This window comes from Colwellia sp. KU-HH00111, assembly GCF_040362745.1.
Taxonomy (GTDB): Bacteria; Pseudomonadota; Gammaproteobacteria; order Enterobacterales; family Alteromonadaceae; genus Colwellia.
The window spans coordinates 162,652-184,824 of sequence record NZ_BAABWO010000007.1; the positions used below are offsets into that span (position 1 = coordinate 162,652).

The following is a 22,173-nucleotide window of genomic DNA, read 5'->3' on the forward strand; positions in this document are numbered from 1 at the left end:
TGCACTAGTTTGTGTTCCGCTATTGTCATTAACGCCACTTTTTTCAAAATTCAAGAGATAAAGCAATGGCTAGATTAGCAGCACACGAAAAAATTCAGCCGCACTGGTGGGTAAAAACTTTTGCAGGGCTAATATTGGGCTTAACACTGAGCTTTGCATTGGTTATCACCTTTGCTTGGTATGGACCCGGTGGTATTGATGCGCCTGTTAAGGTGCAATTTAATATGTGGATGATTAGTCCCATTTGGTTACTCATTTTAAGTTTTACTTATTTGTTTAAAACAGGTTTAAAAGCAGTGAGTTATTTATTAGTAGCAAATATTCTTGCTTATGGTGTGTTTTTCTTATTAGGAGGACGCGCATGAAAATTCGCGGGGATATATTACGTACCTATCAATCTATTCATACATGGACAGGCATAATAGCAGGATTAGTGCTGTTTATTGGCTTTTATGCCGGATCTTTAAGTATGTTTGAAGAAGAGATATCATACTGGGCGACTCCTTCAAGCCAGCATTTACCACAAATTTCAGTGGAAAAATTTGATGAATTAATTACTAAAGCCTCTGCTGATTTTGAGAAAGCTCAACAAGGTTTTGTTCTTAATTTTGATGAAGCTGTATCGCCTTTAACATGGACAGAAGAGGGCGGTGGCCGTGGTTTACAACTAAGTCATATAGTTAGGCATGCTACATTGTCACCCCAAGGTGACCTAATTACACAGGCTAATTTAAGTAACGAATTAGGCGATTTAATTGATAATTTGCATCGCACAGCAGGTATAGCCGGTAAAGTAGGCCATGAAGATCTAGGTGTACTCGTTTTAGGAGGGGCTGCAGTACTTTATTTTTTAGCGTTAGTTTCTGGCATTATATTTTTATTGCCAACACTGGTGAAAAGTTTTTTTGCTTTACGTAAGAATAAAGGCGCTAATCGATTTTGGCTTGATAGCCATAATCTTATTGGTGTGATCAGCTTACCATTTCATATTATTATTGCTATTACTGTGGTTGTATTTGCTTTTCATGATGCCTTTTATGGTGGGCTTAGTGTTGGTTATGGTGATAAGCCGCTCTTTGAGCAACCTAAAAAATCTGCTGTAACTTACACTATAGATAAATTGCCGACTATTAATACTTATCTTAATAAAGTGAATGAGTTAACTGACGGCTACGAAGTAGAATCTATGGCATTTTCAGGTTTAAATTCAGCGCGGCCTTCAGTAGGTATTACAATCATCAATAAGCAAGAAATGATGCGTCATAGTTCGGGCGACTTTATTTATATGAACCCCTACAATTTTGATGTGAGTTTTAGCAGTATACCCATGAATGATGTGGACGTTTATACTCCCCTTGTTGCCAGCTTTTTCTCTTTACACTTTGGTGGCTATGGTGGCGACTTAGGCCGTTGGTTATATTTTATTATGGGTTTATTGGGCGCATTTTTATTTTACAGTGGCAATTTACTCTGGTTAGAAAAACGCAGACAAAAACAAGTAGTACAAACCAAGCCTAACCGTTTTATGGCGTCGTTAACCATTGGCGTATGTTTAGGTTCAATACTTGCGGTTGCTGTGACTTTGCTGGCAAGTAAGTGGTTATATTTAATGGGTGTGCAAACCAATAGCTATTACACAAGCTGTTATTACTTGGTGTTCTTTGTTGCGCTTATTTATGCATTTTATTTTGGTGCTGCCAAAAGTGCTATACATTTATTGTATGCAATGAGTTTAGCTTGTTTATTGATACCAATAACCACCTTGTTTACGCTTGTTATACCCAGTATTAGCTTGTGGGAAACAAAGCAAGTTTCGTCAATTATGGTTGAGCTTGTTGCTTTGGTGTTTTCAGGGACTTTTTATTATGCGGCAGTTAAAACACAACGCAGGGCTTATTATGGTGAACGTAATAGTATTTGGGCATTATCCTGTAAAGAACAGTTTGAAGTTTTAGCGAATACCAAGCCAAGGTGTACTTAATAGACTGTACTATTGCTAATGATGGGTATAAGCACTAATTTAAGTGTTTATACCCATTTAAAAATTTAACGCTTGAAAAGTAGAAGAAAAGATAAGTAATTAGGCTTAAAAGCTAAAATTAATGAGAGTAAGAATGTTACCAGTGTTGCATAAGCTAACCAATAGACTAACCCTAATATTATTCCCCAAACGTATATTGCCAAGACAACTCCTGCTAATAACAAAACATAACCACTAAGCCTATATACCCATAAAAGTCGTGTTGATAGTTGCTTACGTTTTTTATTAACTTGGCCGTAGTGTCGTGCTAATGACAGGCTTATTAACGTGAACCCAAAGACAAGCAGCAGTGTTTCAATAAATATAATCATTACGCCTTGATCTCCTTAACAGTTATTGCAGCTAGCGCAAAACAGGCGCCAAAAAAGAGCATGCTTAAATCGAACCCTAACATTAACCAATCACTACTTTGTAAGCTAAGCAAAATGTTATGTTGAGTTGTTACAGCGTTCAGTAGCGGTATAAGTAGGTAGATAAATGCCGTAAACCAAAGTAAATTTGACCATGATTTTTTGATAGAACGACACACAGCAAAAGCGATACTTACTAACATTGCAATAAAAAAGCAGTGTACCTCCCAATCTGGCCTATTGATTATGGATATTGGCAAGAGCCTATTTGCCCAAAAATAACACGCTATGGCAATAGGTACTCCAACAAGTACACCGATATTAATACGTTCAATAATTGAAATAACTGACGTCATTCTTTGGCTCTTAACATTAGTTTGACGTTTTTTTACCCATAAAATCATACCTGTTGCTACCATAGCAGCACCAAGTAAGCCGAAGGAAAAATATAACCAACGAAGATAAATATTAGCAAAAAGTCCTTCGTGTAAATGTTCAAATACATCGTAGACTTCAGCGGCACTGCCAGCCTTGCCGGTTGATATTTCAATTTCTACTTTATCATTCTTAACGCGATAGGCTACTTTAGATACAAGATGAATACCTTCAAATTTATCAAACCAAATTTCATAATGTTCATTTGAACTATCTTGGTCAATTAAACCAATATAACTTACCTTTTGATTTTTATAACGTGTTTGAGCATCGTTTAGTACACCTTGTAACGATAGCGTTTCGGGGGGTAAATCGATAAACTTCTGTGTTTTTATGTCTAGTTGAGCTTCATTGTAAAAATTTCTATGATTCTCACGCCCTTCACCGTAGCGGAAGTCGATAACCGATGACATGGTAATACCCATCAGCAGTAATAAACCACTGTAGGTGATCATTAAGTGAAAAGGCAAAGGTAATACGCTAAAAATATTATGAATATCTAACCATGAGCGAATGCCTTTTTTGGGACGAAACGTAAAAAATTCAAAAAATATTTTTTTGTGTATTACAATCCCCGTTATTAGTGCAATCAGCATTAACATTGTTGCTAAACTCGTTAAAATATAGCCTACAAGTTTGGGAACATAATGCAAATTGTAATGCATTCTGTATAAGGTTTCTCCACCCGCAGTCGCTCTTATATCTTTTGCCTGCTTTGTTTTAATATCAATAAACTTTTCATGCCAATCCCTTGGGGTATTGGTTTTTTCATTGGCTAATTGTAACCATTGAATTTGTACATAGGGCGTGCGTGAGGCTGGTAAACTGATGTACCATTGTGGTGATTCAGGGGCAGCTATTTGTAATTCTTTCTCTGCGATAGCAAGTAATTCATTTTGATTCACAACATGATTTTCCACAACGATTTCAGGCTTCATCCATCGATCAATTTCGCTGTCAAAGTAACCGACAGTGCCAGTAATAAATATAAAATACAGTAACCAACCGAAGGAAAAACCAACCCAAGTGTGTAACCAATTCATTGCTTGTCTAAAACGAGGTTTCATGAGTTAACCACCATTTCAATATAGGTAATTAAACCGGTGGTAGCTAAACAACAGCTTCCTAGTGTCATGAATGCTCTCATAGCTGTTTTTGTGGAAAAAACAGCCATAACAGCAAGGGTATAAACTAGAAAACTCACCATCATGCCTGTCACAATTCCATCAACATTATTATCTGCTGGCAAATAGGAGATTAGTATTGCAATTAAGTTAGCTAAAATATATCCGCCAATTAGAGCGATAAGTACTCTTGCTGTGATGTCTATTGAGTTTGCGTGATCTTTAAAAAATTTCATTACGTCGTTTCTGTTAGTGGTCAAATATCAAAGCACGACTTCATTGTCGTGCTTTGATATGCCCAAAATACTATTGGTAAATTAGAATTGATAAGAAGCCGTTAGGCGTATATCTCTGCCAGCTTCTTTGATGCCAACAACACTTTCGTAGCCCGCTATGTGTCCATAGTCAGCAACGCTGCCATGGCTCCGGTATGATTCATCAAACAGGTTTTGTATTGCTAAATCTATGGTGAAGTGTTCTGAAGGTGCGTATTTAATATAAGCATCAATTAAGGAATAACTCGGTTTATCAATAGTTTCTAACTCGGTAAGCCAGCCCAGTTCAATTGATCGATGAAATACTTCAATATTGTTCAAGCTCGCCACATAATTGACGTTTACTCCCATTTCGATACGGTCGTTCATTTCATAATTAAAATTAACATTTAATGAGTCACCAACAGCATTACCTAAGCCGCCATATTCATAAGCAGCTAACTCGATGCCGTTTAAAACAACGGTACTAAACCCTGACTCAGCATTGGCGTCAGGCCATACAAAAGGAGCGTTATTTAGTTCAACGGTATTGCTATTGTAACTAATAACCACATCAAAGTTATCAGCTTGATAGCCTGCAACTAATTCGTAGCCAGTGGACTCTAAATTACCGATGTTTTCATAAAAAACACCTTCTCTACCTTTAAATTTATCAAACACCACCTTATTTATTTCACTTTGGTAGGCGGATACTTCAAAAATAAATGTGCCATCGTTGTATTGTAAACCAAGCTCTTTATTGTCAACTTCTTCAGGTGCTAAGTTTTCATTGTGGCTTAATTCCCCCACAGTAAAGGCATCGGCTACTTGTCTGCCTCGTAAGGCCTGAGCATAACTTGCTGAAAATTTAAGATGTTCGGTTATATTGTAAATAACACCAGCGTTAGCACTAAAGCCGTCTTGTTTATCAGTTGAAAAGGCTTCACTTTCTGTTACAGGTGCACCATTGCTATCGGTTTCAACAATCCATGAGCCGTCTACCTTTACCCATTTAGCTGATTCACCCGTATGATCTAATTCATAACTATCATGACGTAGGCCAAAACTAACCAGTAAATCATCCGTTAATTGCCAATGATCTTGCACATACAGGCCTGTTACAGTCCCTTTTTCATCGTAAATACCACCAAAGTCTTCATACGACTGTGCGTGCACTTTATCTACTTTTTGCTCAAAGCCGTATGTCAGAGTGTGAGCGCCTAAATCGCTGGTATTTCGTAGATCAAACCCTGTGGTTTTAATTGAGGCATCCCAAGTATAAAGCTCCCGTTTAAATGATGACTCGGTTTGATATAGCGTAGTTTCTAAATTAACTAGCTCATTTAAATACCAATTATGATTTAGGACAACCGTTTCGCGATCACCCCAAGATTGAAATAAAGGATCATCTGCTAATGGTGCCCAGTTAGTCTGTTTGCCGAATTTGCCTTCTTCTTTGCGTTTTTCGTAACTCACCGTAATATCTTGATTTTCTGTTAATTCGGCATTTACTTTGATAAAAGCAAGGGTTTGATCTGCTGCGGTGCCTGGAATTTCTTCACCGTCACCATCATCCATATTGTCTTTGCTAACGTTAACAAAAGAAGCCAGTATGCCTATTTTGTCAGTAGCTTTACCATATAGTGAAAGACTTTCTTTATGCCCACTGTTTGAAAAGTAGCTAACTTTGGCAAGGCCACCAAATTGCTCATCTTTATTCAACAAATCGTCAGCAGCTTTTGTTTTAAAACGAATAGCGCCGCCAACAGCGCCTGTACCTGCGGTAGCTTCACCTGCACCCGCTTGCACTTCAATACTTTGTAATAATTCAGGTTCAATAGACACCCGACCAATATGATGAAATAAGGTACTGGTTTGTGGAGCACCATCTACCGTTACATTGACCATAGAATCTTCTAAGCCACGCACATACATTTTTTGGGCTACGCCTAATGAGCCACCTACTGTGACCGATGGTGTTTGACGAAAGATGTCTGCTAGGTCATTTGCTTGGTATTTGTCAAGTTGCTCTGGGGTTATTTCTGTGTTGGTAGTTGCGCCCACCACCACAATTTTCTCAATTGCCTTTGGTTTTTTTTCATTCGCTTCATCAAAAGCGTATGCGTTAGTATTTGCTATGGCCATGAATATACTGGCAGATAACAATGCCGTTCGAAAGGGAATGTTTTTATTAGCTTTTAGTAACTTATATCTTAGTGGCATGATTAAATTCTCTATTAGTTTTGTTAATGAGAATTATTACCATTTAATCTGAGTATTTATACTAGTTTTACATTTGTTACATTTTCGTAATGGGAATTGTTATCAATACGGTTAGGCCGCCATTAGCATGATTATCTGCTGATATTGTAGCTCTAACACTGTTTAATAACCGTTTAGCGAGTGCAAGACCAAGCCCAAAACTATTATTATTTGCTTCACGGGAGTTCTCGACACGAAAAAAAGGCAGGAATATTTTGTTTAAGTATTGTTCAGGAATACCAGGGCCCTGATCTGTTACCTCAATGCAATAACTTTCAGGCTTTTCATAAAGTTTAACTATGACTTTTTTACCCACAGGCGTGTACCTTAACGCATTACGAATGATATTCTCTAATGCTGGGCAAAGTGCTTGATGGCTACTATTGCTAATAATGGCATTGTTTGGCGTTTCTAGTATTAGCTTTTTATCTGAAAATTCAAATTTAGCATCATCAATAACAACATCTAATAAATCGACTAAATCAACGTCTTCATGTTGAATTATTGGTTTTTCATTGTCGAGCCACGCTAATGTTAAGGTATCTTCAACTAATTTTCGAATATTAATAGATTCTCTTGAAATACGTTCAAGGTGCTGGCGACTGTTGTTCGTTTCAAAATTATTAACGGCAATGTCTAAACGGGTTATTGGTGTGCGTAGTTCATGGGACAAATCAGAAATCAGTTGCCGTTGACTCGCAATTAATTCCCCTATTTGACTAGCCATTTGATCAAAAGTAGCGGCTAAATGGGCAAGTTCGTCATTTCTATTGCCTAATAATTTTTTTACTCTAACGTCAAAATTGCCTTTACTAAAGGCTGATGTCGCTTTTTCAAGTTGATGAATAGGTGTAATAATGTGCCTGTAGAGCCATATTGATAGTATGATTAATATGGCCATGGGTAATAGTATTTGTAAGACTATTTTGGTGGTTAGCCAATAAGCTCCTGGCCTCATACGATCAGGTAGCTTGATTAAAAAACTCCCTTTAGTTTGAAAAAATGGAATTTCCATCACAGGGTTACGTTCAAAATATAGGTGAATTTTCCAATCAATGCTTCTGCCAAAATGATAACCTCCAATGGTGGCAGTATTAATTTCGTCACCGGCTATCGGCTTAATTTGAAAGCTTGCAATGGCAAGCCAAGTATTTTCTTGCTGTTTTAAATCTTCGAGCCATTGGTTTAGTGCAACTTTATCACCCGATAAATATAATGCTTCGGCCTTTGTAGCCCAGCGTTTTAATTCTATACGTTCAGGCTCTGCAATTAGGCTCATGCCATCTTCTGTTTTAGACGTTACGACACTTAAGATGTAAAAGAAGGCTACTAAACCGGTGGCAACCACTAAGCAAGTGCGCCACAAAAATTGACGTTTCATTTAAAACAATAGCCTTTTCCATGTACTGTTTGTAAGCGTTCACCTAACCAGTTAGCCTCATTGAGCTTTCTGCGTACACGGCTTAAATGCATATCTAAACTGCGATCATAAGCTCCCAGTTTTTTATTTAAAACTGCTTGGTATAAATCTGCTTTGCTGACGGTTTTATTCGGTTGTGACATTAACTCCCATAGCAACTTAAACTGAATAGTAGTAAATTCAACATTCTGATTATTGACTGAAATTTTTTGTTTAGCAGAGTTAAGGGTTAAGCCATCAATAGAAATTTCGATTTGTTTATTTACTTGTGTATGAGCTTGGCTTCTTCTCAGTAATCCTTCAATTCTAAGTAATAGCTCTTGGCTATTAAACGGTTTAGCTATGTAGTCATCAGCACCGTGAGTTAACCCTATGATCCTTTCTTCTTCAGCGCCTTTTGCTGAAATCATAATTACGGGTTGTTGACTCGTTTCTCTTAGAGTTTTTAAAAGAGAAACACCGTCTAATTTAGGGAGCATTTTATCGAGTAAAATAAGTTGATGTTGCTGAGTTTGCGCCAATGCTAACCCGTTAATACCATCAAAACATTGTTCAACAAGGTACCCCGAACTTTTTAACAAATCACTCAGGTAATAATTTAATGTCGTGTCATCTTCGATCAATAGTATTTTTGTTATAAACACAGTTTTGACTTTTATATTTGTTAATGATAATTATTATCATTATATCAGTAGTGTTAAAATTAACAAAAAGAAATAGTTGAGAATTTAGGGCGTTGTTCTCAGCTCAATGACGCTTTAGATTTAGCTTTTTTAAGGCATTAAATCTATTTTTGGTAGCATATTAGTATTGATGACGCCTTATTAATAGACGATTTTGAAGTTTTACAATTAGTGCGGCTTTGCAAACAGGTTAAGTTAAATGATAGGTTCCCGTTGAATTAGCTACAAACAAGGTTTGGTGTAGGCGGCCAGCATATTCATCGGTCATGCCGGCGACATAATCGGCAATCACTCGATATGAATTTTCACCTTTATCTACTGCGTGTTGCCACCTTTTTGCACTATTACTAGGTAAAAGCCTTAACGGATCAGATGAAAGTGCTTCAAATAATTCCATCACAATCTGTTGTCCTCTATATTCAAGTCGTTGAATGCTTGTTTGTTTAATTACAAAATTATAAACAAAGTCTTTAAATATTTGCAGGACTTGCATGGTGGTGTTAGGCAAGGTGGCATTGTACCTTAATAGGGGGTCTTCAAAGTTTATCGCCGGGTCGTTCAAGTTTATGTCGGTGAGCTCAATGGCGGTAATCAAGTAATTGACTAAACCGCCTATGGCATCTTTTTGTAAATGATGTTGCTCACTAAATAATTTAGTGGTTAACGTTAGGCTGTACTGACGCAGCCAAGTATCATCAAGTTGGCTAAGTTTATCAATCACTTCCGTTTCAAAATCCTGTTGATTAACAACACCAGTGACAATGGCATCTTCAAGGTCGTGAATGCCATAAGCAATATCATCAGCAAGCTCCATAATTGAGCAATCAAGTGATTTAAATCGTGTTTTGCTATGGGCATTATCTCGGAGAATGATTGTTTGAAACAAAGTGCGATCAGCGGTGGTTAAAGGAGTGAGTAACCATTCGATAATATCCTTATCATCAAGGTATAAGCCTTTGGGTGGGTGCCATTCACTTGCTTTAAGTTGTCTAAAGTTATCAATGGGGGTGCTGTTAGTTGGGCGAGTCAGTTGCTCTAGTATCTGTGGATATTTCAACAGGCCTAACAAGGTTCTGCGGCTTAAGTTCATCCCGTGATGTTCACTAAAAGGCTCTAAACGCGTGACAATTCTAAAGGTTTGCCCGTTACCTTCAAAGCCGCCATGATCTCGCATCATATAATGCAATGCGATTTCACCACCATGACCAAAGGGAGGGTGTCCAATATCGTGTGCTAAACAAATGGCTTCAATTAAACTGTCAGAGTTTGGGAATAACGCTTGGCAAAGTTCTGGATATTTACACCTTAGTTGGGCAATGATTCCTGAGCCAATTTGAGCTGCTTCAAGTGAATGTGTTAAACGTGTACGGTAAAAATCACTTTGTCCACTCCCCATTACTTGGGTTTTAGATTGTAAGCGTCTAAAGGCGGCAGAATGTAAGATTCGCGCGCGATCACGCTGAAAAGGATCTCGATGATCGTGTTGTCTTTTCGATACTTTTTTCAACCGTCTTTCAAGCCACACTTCATGCATTTATGATAAATTCCTAATGAATAACCCTTGATAAATTGATAGTATAGTTATTGTTCGATAGTAGCAAATAGTCTTTATTTAATAGAAGGAACTTTCTTGAAAGTTTTAGTTAAAACAGTTGTTTTTGCTATCACATTTGTTCTCTTGGCATTTATACAAACAAAAGTGTTTGCAAAACAAGATAATACGATAGAAATGTTGGCGGGTATATCAAAACCGCCATTTATTGTTGCGGGTGAAGATAAAGGGATGCAGCTTGATATTATCGCAGCGGCCTTGGCAAAAAATAATAAAGTTGTTCAGTTTACTTATTTGCCATTGAGTCGTCACTTGGATGTGTTCCACAGTCGAGAATTTGATGGTATTACCACCTTAGGCGAAAATGAGAAAGAGTGGGGGTTATGTTTATCAAAGCCTTATATTATTTATCAAAACGTAGTGGTTACTCTGGTTAGTTCAAACTTAAATATTAACCAACTTTCTGATTTATCGAAACTAAAAGTAGCTGCTTTTCAAAACGCCACTCGATTTTTAGGCGAAAAATACAAGGCTGTATTTGAGCATTCGGTAGATTATGTTGAGTTAGCTGAGCAATCAAACCAATTAGAGTTGCTCTTGTCAGGTAAAGTTGATGCGCTGATCATCGATATTAATATTTTTAAATTTTTATTAGCAAATAAACGTAGAGAAAATCCCACCAGCCAAATTTATAATAAAGATTTTTTAACTTATTTCTTTTTTGAGCCTAAGGCCTATAAAGCGGGGTTTAAAAGTAAGCAACTTTGTCAGCAATTTGATCAAGGGATCAGTGCTATTATTGCTGATGGTAGCTATCAAAATATTATTGATAGCTACCTAGCGTTATAGCAAGGTGTGAATATTATTTTTTATTAGCGATAAAAATTGCACGTTGCGGCGCAGGATAACCTTCAATTGTTTTACTATGATCATTGGGGTCTAAAAAGTCTGATAATGACTCAGTATCAATCCAGTCGGTTTTACGTTGCTCTTCTAAGGCGGTTATATCGGTATTAACTACGCGAATATTGGTAAAACCACAACGTTCAAGCCAAGCACACATGGCTTTTGCGCTAGGTAAAAACCAAACATTACGCATTTTAGCATAACGTTCACCGGGCACTAATACGGTATTTTCATCACCATCAACAATTAAGGTTTCTAATACTAATTCCCCCCCTGGTGCTAGCTGTGCTTTTAATTGGTAGAGAAAGTCAATTGGTGAGCGTCGATGATATAAAACACCCATGGCAAACACAGTATCAAACGATGCTAATTCAGGTAACTGCTCAACACCTAAGGGTAATAAGTTAACCGTTTCATCTTGAATAAAATGTTGCACAGCGCTAAATTGCATTAAAAACAGTTGTGTAGGATCTATTCCTACCACAAATTTAGCCCCTGCACCGCGCATTCGCCATAAATGATAGCCACTACCGCAGCCAATATCTAATACATATCGACCGGATAAGTCACTGATGTGTTTTGCTAATCTATCCCATTTAAAATCGCTACGCCATTCGGTATCTATGTGTAAACCATGAATATGATATGGACCTTTACGCCATGGTTTGAATTTTTTTAGCAAGCTCTCTAAACGTTTATGTTCGCCTTCATTAAAATCAGCTTTTGTACCAACCGTAACGCTGTTGGTTAAGTCAATAGATGGTGAAGAGGCATGAGGGAGAGCCTCTAAGGTTTTTTGCCAATGTTTATAGTCACCATGTAAATTATTTTTGTGCCAGTGATCCAATTGTGCAGGCAGGGTATTTAACCAATGGCTTAAACGGTTTACGGCTATTTGTTGGTAAAACTTACTGAAATTATTCATAAAATTTCTATATTTAGGAGTTGAAAGCTTAGGTTGCTACTATTTTATGGCAATAAATGAAATAAAATTAAAACATTGAAACCAAGGCGAAACGTGGCTGAAGCCTGCACCGGTTAAGCGAGCAACATGTTGCTCTACCGTGTCAGTCAACATAACATTCTCTAATGCGGTACGTTTTTGTGCGACTTCTAATTCACTATAGCCATTAGCGCGTTTAAAATCATGATGTAAATCAGTTAAGTTTTCATCAATAACTCGGTCGCCATGAGATATTTTTTCAGAGATAACTAAAATACCACCAGAGTTGATACCGTTGGCGATGTCGCGAATTAAGGTTTGTCTATCAGCTTTATCAATAAACTGCAGAGTAAAGTTCAGCACAACCATTGATGCATTTTCAATTGTTACTTCTTGAATATTGGCTTCAACAATATCAACAGGAGTATCGCCCTTAAATGCGTTAATGTGCATTTTACAACGTTCAACCATAGCGGGTGAATTATCCACAGAAATAATTTGGCACTGTTTGGCAGTTATGCTTTTACGCATAGCCAAGGTTGCAGCGCCTAACGAACAACCCAAATCATATATTTTGGTGTTCGGCTTGACAAAGCGTTGGCTAAGACGACCAATAGTATCAATAATCGTATTATAACCAGGCACGGATCGTGAAATCATATCAGGGAAAACTTCCACCACCTGGGCGTCAAAAGCAAAATCTTTTACTTGAGCTTTTGGGTTTGAATAAATTAAATCAGTATCAGAGCTGTGCATAATAAATAATGCTTATTAGTGATTGTTTAGGTAAGTTTGCTTATTTTAACCGAAATTGCAGCAGATAAATAACTCTATTTTGTATAAATCGTGACTCTAAGCTAAATTTTAATCAATAAAAATAATCACACCCAGTTAGGGTGACTTTCATGGCTAATTCTATATAATAAGCCGCATTTCTTGCTAGCTAGCATTACCAGCTAGCACCAGTTTATAACTTATTTAAGTATCAAGGCAAAATACATGCGTAGTCTTTATTGTGGTGAGGTTAATGAATCTCATATTGGTCAAGAAGTCACTCTTTGTGGTTGGGTAAATCGTCGTCGTGATTTAGGTGCGGTGATCTTTTTGGATCTTCGTGATCGTGAAGGGCTAGTTCAAGTAGTTTATGATCCTGACTTACCCGAAGTGTTGGCAGTAGCTAATACCTTACGCAATGAATTTTGTGTGCAGTTAAAAGGTAAAGTGCGCGCTCGTCCTGAAGGTCAAGTTAACAAAGATATGAAAACTGGCGCGATTGAGGTACTAGGTTTAGAGCTGACAATCTTAAATAAATCAGCACCCTTGCCACTTGACTCTAATCAAGTGAACTCTGAAGAACAACGTTTAAAATATCGTTACCTTGATTTACGCCGTACAGAAATGACTGAACGCATGCGTTTTCGCGCTAAAGTTACATCAAAAGTACGTAGTTCATTAGAGTCATTAGGCTTTTTAGATATTGAAACACCTATGCTTACGGCAGCAACTCCCGAAGGCGCGCGTGATTATTTGGTGCCAAGTCGTACCCATAAAAATAAATTTTTTGCCTTACCACAGTCACCTCAGTTATTTAAACAGTTGTTGATGATGTCGGGCATGGATCGTTATTATCAAATTGTTAAATGTTTCCGTGATGAAGATTTACGTGCTGATAGACAACCTGAATTTACTCAAATTGATATTGAAACTTCTTTTATGTCAAGCGAACAGGTGATGGCCGTTACTGAAACCATGATCCGCGAGCTATTTAAAGAAATGCTTGATGTTGATTTGGGCGAGTTCCCACGCATGCCATTTTCTGAAGCTATGGCAAAATATGGCTCAGACAAACCTGATCTACGTAACCCGCTAGAATTGGTTGATGTTGCTGATTTATTAAAAGAGGTCGAGTTTAAAGTATTCTCTGGCCCTGCTAATGATGAAAATGGCCGTGTTGCGGTTATTTGTGCACCGGGCGGTGCAGCGGCTTATTCACGTAAAGGTTTAGATGAATTAACTAAATTTGTTGGTATTTATGGCGCCAAAGGCATGCCATGGTTAAAAGTTAATGACATTGATAAAGGTTTAGAAGGCTTACAATCACCTATCTTGAAGTTCTTGTCTGAAGATGTAGTCAATGCACTGTTAACACGTGTTAATGCTAAATCTGGTGATATTATTTTCTTTGGTAGCGATACTCAAACTGTAGTTACCGAAGCGTTAGGCGCACTGCGTTTAAAACTAGGTGAAGACTTAGATTTGCTTGAAGGTGACTGGAAACCATTGTGGGTTGTTGATTTCCCAATGTTTGAAGAAATTGATGGTCGTATGCATGCCTTGCATCATCCTTTCACTGCACCAACTAATTTAACCCCAGAGCAACTTGAAGCAAACCCTATTGGCGCATTATCTGATGCTTACGATATGGTGCTAAATGGTTGTGAATTAGGTGGTGGTTCAGTACGTATTCATGACCAAGCGATGCAATCTGCCGCGTTTAGAATTTTAGGTATTGGTGAAGAAGAGGCACAAGAGAAGTTTGGTTTCTTACTTGAAGCGCTACAATATGGTGCGCCACCACATGCAGGTTTAGCCTTTGGTTTAGACAGACTAGTGATGTTAATGACAGGGGCTAGTTCAATTCGTGAGGTGATGGCTTTCCCTAAAACCACAACGGCGGCTTGCCCATTAACAAATGCACCGGGTAATGCTAACCCTGATCAATTAACAGAACTAAGCATTTCGCCAATAGTTGACGACAAAGAGCAACAGGCCTAGATGCTAGTGAGCCATAGGATTAATAGTGAGAACATTAGCTTGTTAATCGCCACAATTTATTGGTTAGATTAATGGCTATTATTCTTGGTATTGATCCCGGCTCTCGTTTTACTGGCTATGGCGTTATTAGTCAGCAAGGTCGCAGCTTTACTTATCTTGGTAGTGGCTGCATTAAAGCGCTAAGCCAAGGTGACAATCTTGGCTCACGTTTGCAAACCATTTTTGCGGGCGTTTCTGAAATCATCTTACAATTCAAGCCGGATATGTTTGCTATTGAGCAAGTGTTTATGGCGAAAAACCCTGATTCTGCGCTAAAGCTAGGCCAAGCTCGCGGCGCAGCTATTGTTGCCGCGACCAATAATGATTTAGTCATTGCTGAGTACTCTGCACGTCAAATAAAGCAAGCGGTCGTGGGAAATGGCGGGGCAGATAAAACACAAGTTCAGCATATGGTTAAAACAATTCTCAAGTTACCGGGAACACCACAAGCGGATGCGGCTGATGCCTTAGCGGTTGCTCTCTGTCATGCCCATAGCCACCAAAGTCTAGCAAAACTTGTCGGCCAAGCACAAAAAACCGTGCGTGGCAGATTAAGATAGCTTGCAGGTTAACTAAAAACAGCGCTTTACTGTATAAATATCTAGTGGTATGCTTTTGCCATACTACTCATTATCTATAGGTTTATGTTGTGATCGGTCGTTTATCTGGCACCTTAGCTGAAAAATTTCCTCCTGAAATCCTGATTGAATGCGCTGGGGTTGGTTATGAAGTAACTATGCCAATGACCAGTATTTATGCACTGCCAGAGCTTAACGAGCAGGCAATCATCTATACCCATTTTGTGGTCAGAGAAGACGCACAACTGTTGTATGGCTTTGCCAACACTACCGAGCGTAAATTATTCCGCTTATTGATCAAAGTGAATGGCGTAGGGCCTAAATTAGCCTTAGCGGTTTTATCGGCCATGTCCGCTGATCAATTTGTTAGCTGTGTTGCACATGACGATGTCTCTGGTATTGTAAAAATTCCAGGAGTCGGGAAAAAAACAGCAGAGCGACTATTAATTGAAATGCGTGATCGATTAAAAGACTGGCAAATAACATCGACTACACCGGCAACCGACGCTATGCCGGTGCAGCTTAATGCCGAGCACACGTTTGTTAACACGGGGGAGGATCCTTTTCGAAATAGTAAAGGTGATGCAATTAACGCTCTTATTTCTCTGGGTTACAAGCAAGTGCAAGCTGATAAAGCCGTTAAACGAGTATTTAGTGAAGGCATGTCTAGTGAAGACCTTATTAGGCTTTCGTTAAAATCGATGTTGTAACAGTAAGTTCGGTAGTTCTCTATCAGGTGCTTACCAACAACCAATTACCAATAACAAAGTATCGATGACAAACTAGCGACAATAGAATTAACAAGAATTAATACATAGGAAAAGCAATGATCGAAGCAGATCGCTTAATTGAACCCGTAGCCACCATTGAAGATGAAGGTGTTGATCGCGCTATTCGTCCTAAAATGTTAGCGGATTATACCGGTCAAGCGCATGTTAAAGCGCAAATGGAAATATTTATTCCTGCAGCAATAAAGCGGGGCGAACCCCTTGATCATCTCCTTATTTTTGGACCACCAGGTTTAGGTAAAACCACACTAGCAAATATTGTTGCCAATGAAATGGGCGTGAATATTCGCACTACCTCTGGGCCTGTATTAGAAAAAGCCGGTGATTTAGCGGCACTGTTAACCAATCTTGAAGAAAATGATATTTTATTTATTGATGAAATACATAGACTAAGCCCAGTTGTTGAGGAGGTGCTCTACCCAGCGATGGAAGATTATCAACTCGACATTATGATTGGTGAAGGACCGGCTGCCCGCTCAATCAAATTAGATTTGCCGCCGTTTACTTTGATTGGCGCTACTACAAGAGCTGGTGCGTTAACATCACCCTTGAGGGATAGATTTGGTATTGTTCAGCGTTTAGAGTTTTATAATGTAGAAGATTTAACATCAATCGTGACGCGTTCAGCTCATTTTCTTAATCTTACTATTGATCAACAAGGGGCTTTTGAAGTGGCACGTCGCTCTCGAGGCACGCCTCGTATTGCGAATAGATTATTACGCCGGGTACGAGATTATGCTGATGTGAAAACGCATGGTTTAGTCAATCAAGCAACGGCCGCAGCTGCCCTTGATATGTTAGAAGTTGATAATGAAGGCTTTGATATCATGGATAGAAAGTTATTACATGCCATTATTGATAAATTTATGGGCGGACCTGTGGGCTTAGATAATGTCGCAGCAGCCATTGGTGAAGAGCGCGAAACCATAGAAGATGTTATTGAACCTTTTTTGATACAACAAGGTTTTTTGCAGCGCACCCCTCGGGGAAGAATTGCTACCGATAGAGCCTATCAACATTTTTCAATAACTCGACCTGAGCCTAAATAAAGTAAACCAAGCTTGAGTAGCAAGCTATTACCGTGTTTTGCGTTGTTGCCAGGCTTTAATGACACTAAAGCGCCACAGCGCTTGAATACCCACATATCCTATTATTGAGAACACTACGGCTAAAATCCCACAGCCCAATAAAAATGCAGGGCCTATGGTGGATAAACTATCAACCACCCATTGCCAGCTGGCTTCAAATAAAAATTCCTGGGCAGGCGCGCCAATTACCCAAGCACCGACTATGTAACAAGCGTAAAAAATAGCAGGCATGGTGAGTGGGTTGGTTAACCACACTAATGCGATTGAAAGTGGAAGATTAGAGTGAACTAAAATGGCGGTGCCAGCAGCTAACACCATTTGAAATGGTACGGGTATAAAAGCAAAAAATAAACCAACCGCAAATGCTTTAGCGACCGAGTGGCGATTCATGTGCCATAAATGTGGATTATGCAATAAACGGCCAAAAATTTTTAAGTGTTTATTCTCTTTAATGCTTTGATGATTTGGCATAAAGCGCTTAATTAGCTTTTTTGGCATATACTGTTACTACTTTAAGTTTGCTTTTCTACCCAATATCAATACAGGAAGTATTTAATTCACTATGGATTGGTGGCTAGCTAGTTTTTTTCTCGGTGCTATATTGTCACTATTTTTACCAATAGTGCCAGATCTTTTTGCGCTATTTTTACTTCTGTTACTCTCGATCAGTTTTTTTTATTATCGTTTGCACGCCACTAAGCCGTTACGTGCTAGTGCTGGACTATTATTAGGCGCAATTTGGATGCTGTTTAATGGCTACAGTTTTCAACACCTTTGGCAAGATAATAATATAAATGCAATAGCACTTTCAACTAAAGCACATTGGGTGCAAGGACAAGTACTTAGTCTACAGTTGCCACAGCAGCCTATTACGCTAGCAAATACCCATAAAGCCATAACGAGTAAAAAAATTGCAGACAAACGTTTACGATTTAACTTTAGGGTGACTCATATTAATCAACACCCCTTAAATAAAGCAGTAGATGTGCGCTTAAGTTGGAAAAATGCCACGCTATTTTTACAACAAGGGCAAATAGCCTACTTGAAAGCCAAAATTAAACCGGCGCATGGTTTAGCTAATATCGGCGGGTTTAATTATCAAACATGGCTTAATAGTAAGAGCATCAGCGCTACTGGTTATGTGCTCAATCATAAAAATAACAAGGTGGTTTCACCAACAAACACTTACCGACAACAACACTTTAATGACTACTCTAGCTTGTTAAGCCAGCATGGGGTAGCACATCCATTAACGCCATTATTATTAGCTTTGGGTTTTGGCTCTCGTACGGCATTGAATCAAGATTTATGGCAGGTATTACAAGCCACAGGTACAGGACATCTTATTGCCATTTCTGGCTTACACATCGGTCTTGTAGCAACGGGGAGCTATGTTTTATTTATGCTGTTTGTACGTTTGTTGCCTTTGTCTATGTTTGCTAAGAGTGGGGCGCTGCAACGTTTTAATGTGCGTTATATGGCAATTGCTTTAAGCTTGTTGGTTGCTGTTAGTTATGGTTATTTGGCGGGTTTTTCACTGCCGACAATTCGTGCTTTGGTGATGGTAAGCCTGTATTCGGCGATGCGATTAATGGCAATAAAATTGTCAATGATGCGTTGGTTGTTGTTAACTTTATGTGTATTAACGTTAACAACACCATTTAGTTTATTCACCGCAAGTTTTTGGTTATCGGTTTATGCGGTTATCATTATTTTTGTTACCCTGTGGCGCTTTAAAAGTGTACTTGCAAGTGGGCCTACATTTTGGCGTTTTTTAAAGGGCTTGGTGATTATACAGTTAAGCTTAACACTGATGTTATTACCGATAAGTGCAGTATTTTTTCAGCAAATCTCCGTGGTGGCTTTATTGGCAAATATCATTGCTGTGCCGTGGATGAGTTTTGTTAGCATTCCATCATGTTTGTTGTCTGTATTGTTATTACCTATATCAGATACGTTATCACAACTACTGGTAGAATTTTGCTTAGTGTCTTTGCAATGGCTTTGGTCTTATTTGGTTTTTTTGTCTGAACAATCTTGGGCGATTATAGCGTTATCAAGTGGGCAAATTCAGCTGTTAGTGATAACAGGTTTGCTCGGTGGCGTTTGGCTATTTCTTCAACCCAGATTACACATTATCTCCTTTTGTTATAAGCATAATAGGCTTATAACACTCTGTTGTAGTGCCATAGTATTGTTGACGACCATGGGGTATAGCGAAAAAACGGATTATAGCGAACAAACGGATAAGGTGAACCTAGCCAATACTAGTGATAAAAACTGGCAATTGATTGCATTTGATGTTGGTCAAGGCTTATCTGTACTGATACAAAAACACAATAAAGCCATTTTATATGATACTGGTGCAGCATACCCCAGTGGCTTTAATATGATAGATGCGGTTGTGTTGCCTTATTTACAACATGCAGGCATAGAAACGCTAGATAAGGTGATCATTAGTCATAGCGATAATGATCATGCTGGCGGATTAAATATTTTGCAGCAATCAATATCAATCAACAGCCTTATTTATAACAATGAATCAGTTAATGATAGTGCTGTGATGTCAGTGAATGCTTGTATGCAAGGAAAAAGCTTTGAGTGGCAGGGGCTAACATTCACTATGCTGTGGCCAGAGAAAAACGTAGCAAAAGAAAATGATGATTCCTGTGTGATATTAATCTCAGACGGTATGCATCAGGTGTTATTAACCGGAGATATTTCACAGCAAGTTGAGGCTAAACTACTGCAACTTTATCCTCATTTACACGCTGATATTTTGCTAGTGCCACACCATGGCTCTAAAACGTCATCCAGTGATACGTTTGTTGCGCAAATTAAACCAAAAATTGCCATTGTTAGCGCTGGTTTTTTAAATCGCTGGCAAATGCCTGTTACCGAGGTAGTAGAGCGCTATAAAAAACATCAAGTTGAATTAGTTAACAGTGCTGTATCAGGTCAGCTGATTGTTAATTTTTCACAAAAAGGACTTGCTTTGCAAAGCTACCATGATGATTTATGGCCATTCTGGTTTGCAAATACTTATTGATAAAGATATTTAGTTGGTTGTTTAGCTAAATCACGTTAAAATCAGGGCATTGTAATAACATCATTATGTAATGAGTCAACTTCTTCATGACCGAATCTTTAACAGCCACCACCTGGCAAAACTTCAAACGTTTGATGCGTTATGCTAAACCTTATAAATTAGGTTTTGTTGGTGCTATTGTTGGTATGTTGGGCTATGCGGCCATTGATGTCTATTTTTTATCTAAGCTGCAACCTTTAATTGATGAAGGATTAGGTGGGGCAAATCCAACGTTTATGCAATGGGCGCCGCTGTTTATTGTGGTGGCCTTTTTATTTCGCGGGATTTTTCATTTTGTTGGTAATTATTGCTTGGCTTGGGTTGGTAACCATGTGGTTACCGATATAAAACAACGACTTTTTGAACACATTATGGGAATGCCAGTGGCATTTCATGATAAAGAATCAACTGGCGGGTTAATTTCTAAACTCACCTATGATACCGAGCAAGTACTTAATTCAGTGAGCAAATCAATTTTGGTTATTGTCCAGCAAGGTGCCCTTGTGATTGGCTTGGTTGGCTTAATGTTTTATATCAGCTGGCAGTTGTCGGTGATTTTTGTACTGATCACGCCATTTATTGCCATTATTGTTAATTTAGTTTCAAAACGTTTTCGTAAAGTTAGTCAAAGTATTCAAGGGGCTATGGGCGAGGTAACTACTGCGGCAGAGCAAACCTTTAATGGCCATAAAGTGGTGTTAACCTTTGGTGGTCAAGAAAAAGAATTTTCGCGCTTTGAAGCCATCAATAAGCACAATCGCCAGCAACGCATGAAGTTGGTAGCTACTAAGGCAGGCAGTGTACCTGTTATTCAAATTATTGCCTCGTTTGCGTTAGCGTTTGTATTTTATGCTGTTAATACCGAAAGCCTAAGAGAAAGTATTTCAGCTGGCAGCTTTGTCAGTGTGATTACTTACATGACAATGTTGTTAAGACCGTTAAAAATGCTCACCAATGTCAATAGTGAATTCCAAAAGGGAATGGCCGCTTGCGTCAGTATTTTTGCGGTATTAGATCAAGACAAAGAAAAGGATACCGGCAGCAAACACTTGAGCAAAGCACGTGGTAAAATTGCCTTTAAGGGCGTAAATTTTGCCTATGATTATCCTATTTCAACAGAGGGTGCCAATGAGCAAAACTGGGTACTAAATGATGTGTCTTTTGAGTTAAAACCCGGTGAAACGCTGGCCTTAGTTGGGCGCTCTGGCAGTGGTAAATCAACCGCAAGTGCTTTATTGCTTAGATTTTATGATGCCAGTGAAGGTGAAGTGTTAATTGATGATGTTAATATTGAACAGTATCACTTAAAAGACTTACGTCAGCAGTTTGCTTATGTGTCGCAGCAAGTGGTGCTGTTTAATGATACCTTAGCGAATAATATTGCCTATTCTAAACCTGAAGCAACAATGGATGAAATTATCGAGGCGGCTAAAAATGCCCATGTAATGGAATTTGCCCAAAGCTTGCCAGAAGGTCTAGATACTAATATTGGTGAAAATGGTGCAATGCTTTCTGGCGGCCAACGACAGCGGGTTGCCATTGCTAGAGCACTATTGTGTGATGCCCCTTTTCTTATTTTGGATGAAGCTACCAGTGCGTTAGATACTGAATCTGAACGCCATATTCAAGATGCCCTGCAATTATTACAGCAAAATCGTACTTCTATTGTAATTGCGCATCGATTATCAACGATTGAAAGTGCGGATAAAATTATCGTGATGGATCAAGGTAAAATTGTTGAACAAGGTACCCACCAATCATTGCTTGAGCAAAAAGGCACGTATGCGCAATTACATAGTTTTCAATTTGAGTCTTAAGTTGTCTGATACGCAACCAAAAACGCCATG

General features: G+C 38.6%; 19 protein-coding genes. 9 read left to right on the forward strand and 10 right to left on the reverse strand.

The window, feature by feature from the left end; genetic code table 11:
• The first annotated feature begins 65 nt into the window (after positions 1 to 65).
• Both ABXG98_RS13945 and ABXG98_RS13950 read left to right on the forward strand, forming a co-directional pair.
• Entirely contained in the window at positions 66 to 365 is a 300-nt protein-coding gene (locus ABXG98_RS13945; RefSeq protein ID WP_353539297.1) for a hypothetical protein, read from the forward strand.
• Entirely contained in the window at positions 362 to 1,981 is a 1,620-nt protein-coding gene (locus ABXG98_RS13950) for a PepSY-associated TM helix domain-containing protein (protein WP_353539298.1), read from the forward strand. Before ABXG98_RS13945 ends, ABXG98_RS13950 begins: the two co-directional genes overlap by 4 nt.
• Before the next feature lie 65 nt (positions 1,982 to 2,046).
• On the opposite strand, the gene ABXG98_RS13955 is transcribed toward ABXG98_RS13950, so the two are convergent.
• From ABXG98_RS13955 to ABXG98_RS13985, 7 genes are all read right to left on the reverse strand, one after another.
• Complete coding sequence (locus tag ABXG98_RS13955) at positions 2,047 to 2,352, reverse strand: DUF3325 domain-containing protein (protein ID WP_353539299.1); 306 nt, start codon at positions 2,350 to 2,352, stop codon at positions 2,047 to 2,049.
• On the reverse strand, positions 2,352 to 3,893 hold the full coding sequence (locus ABXG98_RS13960) for a PepSY-associated TM helix domain-containing protein (protein WP_353539300.1): 1,542 nt from the start codon (positions 3,891 to 3,893) through the stop codon (positions 2,352 to 2,354). The genes ABXG98_RS13955 and ABXG98_RS13960 overlap by 1 nt, the downstream gene beginning before the upstream one ends.
• The gene (locus tag ABXG98_RS13965; protein WP_353539301.1) at positions 3,890 to 4,186 is read right to left on the reverse strand and encodes a hypothetical protein; all 297 of its coding nucleotides are present in this window, start codon (positions 4,184 to 4,186) and stop codon (positions 3,890 to 3,892) included. The genes ABXG98_RS13960 and ABXG98_RS13965 overlap by 4 nt, the downstream gene beginning before the upstream one ends.
• A gap of 81 nt (positions 4,187 to 4,267) precedes the next feature.
• Positions 4,268 to 6,427, reverse strand: a complete 2,160-nt coding sequence (locus ABXG98_RS13970) for a TonB-dependent receptor (RefSeq protein WP_353539302.1) — start codon at positions 6,425 to 6,427, stop codon at positions 4,268 to 4,270.
• Between the two features lie 76 nt (positions 6,428 to 6,503).
• Positions 6,504 to 7,847 (reverse strand): histidine kinase sensor domain-containing protein, encoded by a 1,344-nt coding sequence (locus ABXG98_RS13975; protein WP_353539303.1) that lies wholly within the window; start codon positions 7,845 to 7,847, stop codon positions 6,504 to 6,506.
• Positions 7,844 to 8,530 (reverse strand): response regulator transcription factor, encoded by a 687-nt coding sequence (locus ABXG98_RS13980; RefSeq protein WP_353539304.1) that lies wholly within the window; start codon positions 8,528 to 8,530, stop codon positions 7,844 to 7,846. Before ABXG98_RS13980 ends, ABXG98_RS13975 begins: the two co-directional genes overlap by 4 nt.
• Positions 8,531 to 8,759: 229 nt before the next feature.
• Positions 8,760 to 10,103: an anti-phage deoxyguanosine triphosphatase gene (locus ABXG98_RS13985; RefSeq protein ID WP_353539305.1), complete on the reverse strand. Its 1,344-nt coding sequence runs from the start codon at positions 10,101 to 10,103 to the stop codon at positions 8,760 to 8,762.
• A 96-nt stretch (positions 10,104 to 10,199) separates the two neighbouring features.
• Between ABXG98_RS13985 and ABXG98_RS13990 the strand changes: the two genes are divergently transcribed.
• Positions 10,200 to 10,970 (forward strand): substrate-binding periplasmic protein, encoded by a 771-nt coding sequence (locus ABXG98_RS13990; RefSeq protein ID WP_353539306.1) that lies wholly within the window; start codon positions 10,200 to 10,202, stop codon positions 10,968 to 10,970.
• A gap of 13 nt (positions 10,971 to 10,983) precedes the next feature.
• Here the strand turns inward: ABXG98_RS13990 and cmoB are convergent, their stop codons facing one another.
• Positions 10,984 to 11,952: a tRNA 5-methoxyuridine(34)/uridine 5-oxyacetic acid(34) synthase CmoB gene (gene cmoB, locus ABXG98_RS13995; RefSeq protein ID WP_353539307.1), complete on the reverse strand. Its 969-nt coding sequence runs from the start codon at positions 11,950 to 11,952 to the stop codon at positions 10,984 to 10,986.
• 39 nt (positions 11,953 to 11,991) lie between these two features.
• Positions 11,992 to 12,726, reverse strand: a complete 735-nt coding sequence (gene cmoA / locus ABXG98_RS14000; RefSeq protein WP_353539308.1) for a carboxy-S-adenosyl-L-methionine synthase CmoA — start codon at positions 12,724 to 12,726, stop codon at positions 11,992 to 11,994.
• 243 nt (positions 12,727 to 12,969) lie between these two features.
• Here cmoA and aspS point away from each other — a divergent pair, with 243 nt between their 5' ends.
• From aspS to ruvB, 4 genes are all read left to right on the forward strand, one after another.
• Complete coding sequence (gene aspS / locus ABXG98_RS14005) at positions 12,970 to 14,745, forward strand: aspartate--tRNA ligase (RefSeq protein WP_353539309.1); 1,776 nt, start codon at positions 12,970 to 12,972, stop codon at positions 14,743 to 14,745.
• 71 nt (positions 14,746 to 14,816) lie between these two features.
• Entirely contained in the window at positions 14,817 to 15,344 is a 528-nt protein-coding gene (gene ruvC / locus ABXG98_RS14010; protein WP_353539310.1) for a crossover junction endodeoxyribonuclease RuvC, read from the forward strand.
• A gap of 89 nt (positions 15,345 to 15,433) precedes the next feature.
• A complete protein-coding gene (ruvA, locus tag ABXG98_RS14015; RefSeq protein ID WP_353539311.1) occupies positions 15,434 to 16,072 on the forward strand; it encodes a Holliday junction branch migration protein RuvA in 639 nt (212 codons plus the stop codon).
• A 116-nt stretch (positions 16,073 to 16,188) separates the two neighbouring features.
• A complete protein-coding gene (gene ruvB, locus ABXG98_RS14020; RefSeq protein WP_353539312.1) occupies positions 16,189 to 17,199 on the forward strand; it encodes a Holliday junction branch migration DNA helicase RuvB in 1,011 nt (336 codons plus the stop codon).
• 27 nt (positions 17,200 to 17,226) lie between these two features.
• On the opposite strand, the gene ABXG98_RS14025 is transcribed toward ruvB, so the two are convergent.
• A complete protein-coding gene (locus ABXG98_RS14025; RefSeq protein ID WP_353539313.1) occupies positions 17,227 to 17,736 on the reverse strand; it encodes a DUF2062 domain-containing protein in 510 nt (169 codons plus the stop codon).
• A gap of 64 nt (positions 17,737 to 17,800) precedes the next feature.
• Between ABXG98_RS14025 and ABXG98_RS14030 the strand changes: the two genes are divergently transcribed.
• Together ABXG98_RS14030 and msbA are read left to right on the forward strand one after the other, a co-directional pair.
• The gene (locus tag ABXG98_RS14030; RefSeq protein ID WP_353539314.1) at positions 17,801 to 20,287 is read left to right on the forward strand and encodes a DNA internalization-related competence protein ComEC/Rec2; all 2,487 of its coding nucleotides are present in this window, start codon (positions 17,801 to 17,803) and stop codon (positions 20,285 to 20,287) included.
• Positions 20,288 to 20,373: 86 nt separating this feature from the next.
• A complete protein-coding gene (gene msbA, locus ABXG98_RS14035; protein ID WP_353539315.1) occupies positions 20,374 to 22,143 on the forward strand; it encodes a lipid A export permease/ATP-binding protein MsbA in 1,770 nt (589 codons plus the stop codon).
• Positions 22,144 to 22,173 lie beyond the last annotated feature (30 nt).

What these genes read in the sequence shown, in the direction of transcription:
- ABXG98_RS13945 (WP_353539297.1), top strand. Translation starts at nt 66, where the DNA reads ATGGCTAGATTAGCAGCACACGAAAAAATTCAGCCGCACTGGTGGGTA.
- ABXG98_RS13950 (WP_353539298.1), top strand. Translation starts at nt 362, where the DNA reads ATGAAAATTCGCGGGGATATATTACGTACCTATCAATCTATTCATACA.
- ABXG98_RS13955 (WP_353539299.1), bottom strand. Translation starts at nt 2,352, where the DNA reads ATGATTATATTTATTGAAACACTGCTGCTTGTCTTTGGGTTCACGTTA.
- ABXG98_RS13960 (WP_353539300.1), bottom strand. Translation starts at nt 3,893, where the DNA reads ATGAAACCTCGTTTTAGACAAGCAATGAATTGGTTACACACTTGGGTT.
- ABXG98_RS13965 (WP_353539301.1), bottom strand. Translation starts at nt 4,186, where the DNA reads ATGAAATTTTTTAAAGATCACGCAAACTCAATAGACATCACAGCAAGA.
- ABXG98_RS13970 (WP_353539302.1), bottom strand. Translation starts at nt 6,427, where the DNA reads ATGCCACTAAGATATAAGTTACTAAAAGCTAATAAAAACATTCCCTTT.
- ABXG98_RS13975 (WP_353539303.1), bottom strand. Translation starts at nt 7,847, where the DNA reads ATGAAACGTCAATTTTTGTGGCGCACTTGCTTAGTGGTTGCCACCGGT.
- ABXG98_RS13985 (WP_353539305.1), bottom strand. Translation starts at nt 10,103, where the DNA reads ATGCATGAAGTGTGGCTTGAAAGACGGTTGAAAAAAGTATCGAAAAGA.
- cmoB (WP_353539307.1), bottom strand. Translation starts at nt 11,952, where the DNA reads ATGAATAATTTCAGTAAGTTTTACCAACAAATAGCCGTAAACCGTTTA.
- cmoA (WP_353539308.1), bottom strand. Translation starts at nt 12,726, where the DNA reads ATGCACAGCTCTGATACTGATTTAATTTATTCAAACCCAAAAGCTCAA.
- aspS (WP_353539309.1), top strand. Translation starts at nt 12,970, where the DNA reads ATGCGTAGTCTTTATTGTGGTGAGGTTAATGAATCTCATATTGGTCAA.
- ruvC (WP_353539310.1), top strand. Translation starts at nt 14,817, where the DNA reads ATGGCTATTATTCTTGGTATTGATCCCGGCTCTCGTTTTACTGGCTAT.
- ruvB (WP_353539312.1), top strand. Translation starts at nt 16,189, where the DNA reads ATGATCGAAGCAGATCGCTTAATTGAACCCGTAGCCACCATTGAAGAT.
- ABXG98_RS14025 (WP_353539313.1), bottom strand. Translation starts at nt 17,736, where the DNA reads ATGCCAAAAAAGCTAATTAAGCGCTTTATGCCAAATCATCAAAGCATT.
- ABXG98_RS14030 (WP_353539314.1), top strand. Translation starts at nt 17,801, where the DNA reads ATGGATTGGTGGCTAGCTAGTTTTTTTCTCGGTGCTATATTGTCACTA.
- msbA (WP_353539315.1), top strand. Translation starts at nt 20,374, where the DNA reads ATGACCGAATCTTTAACAGCCACCACCTGGCAAAACTTCAAACGTTTG.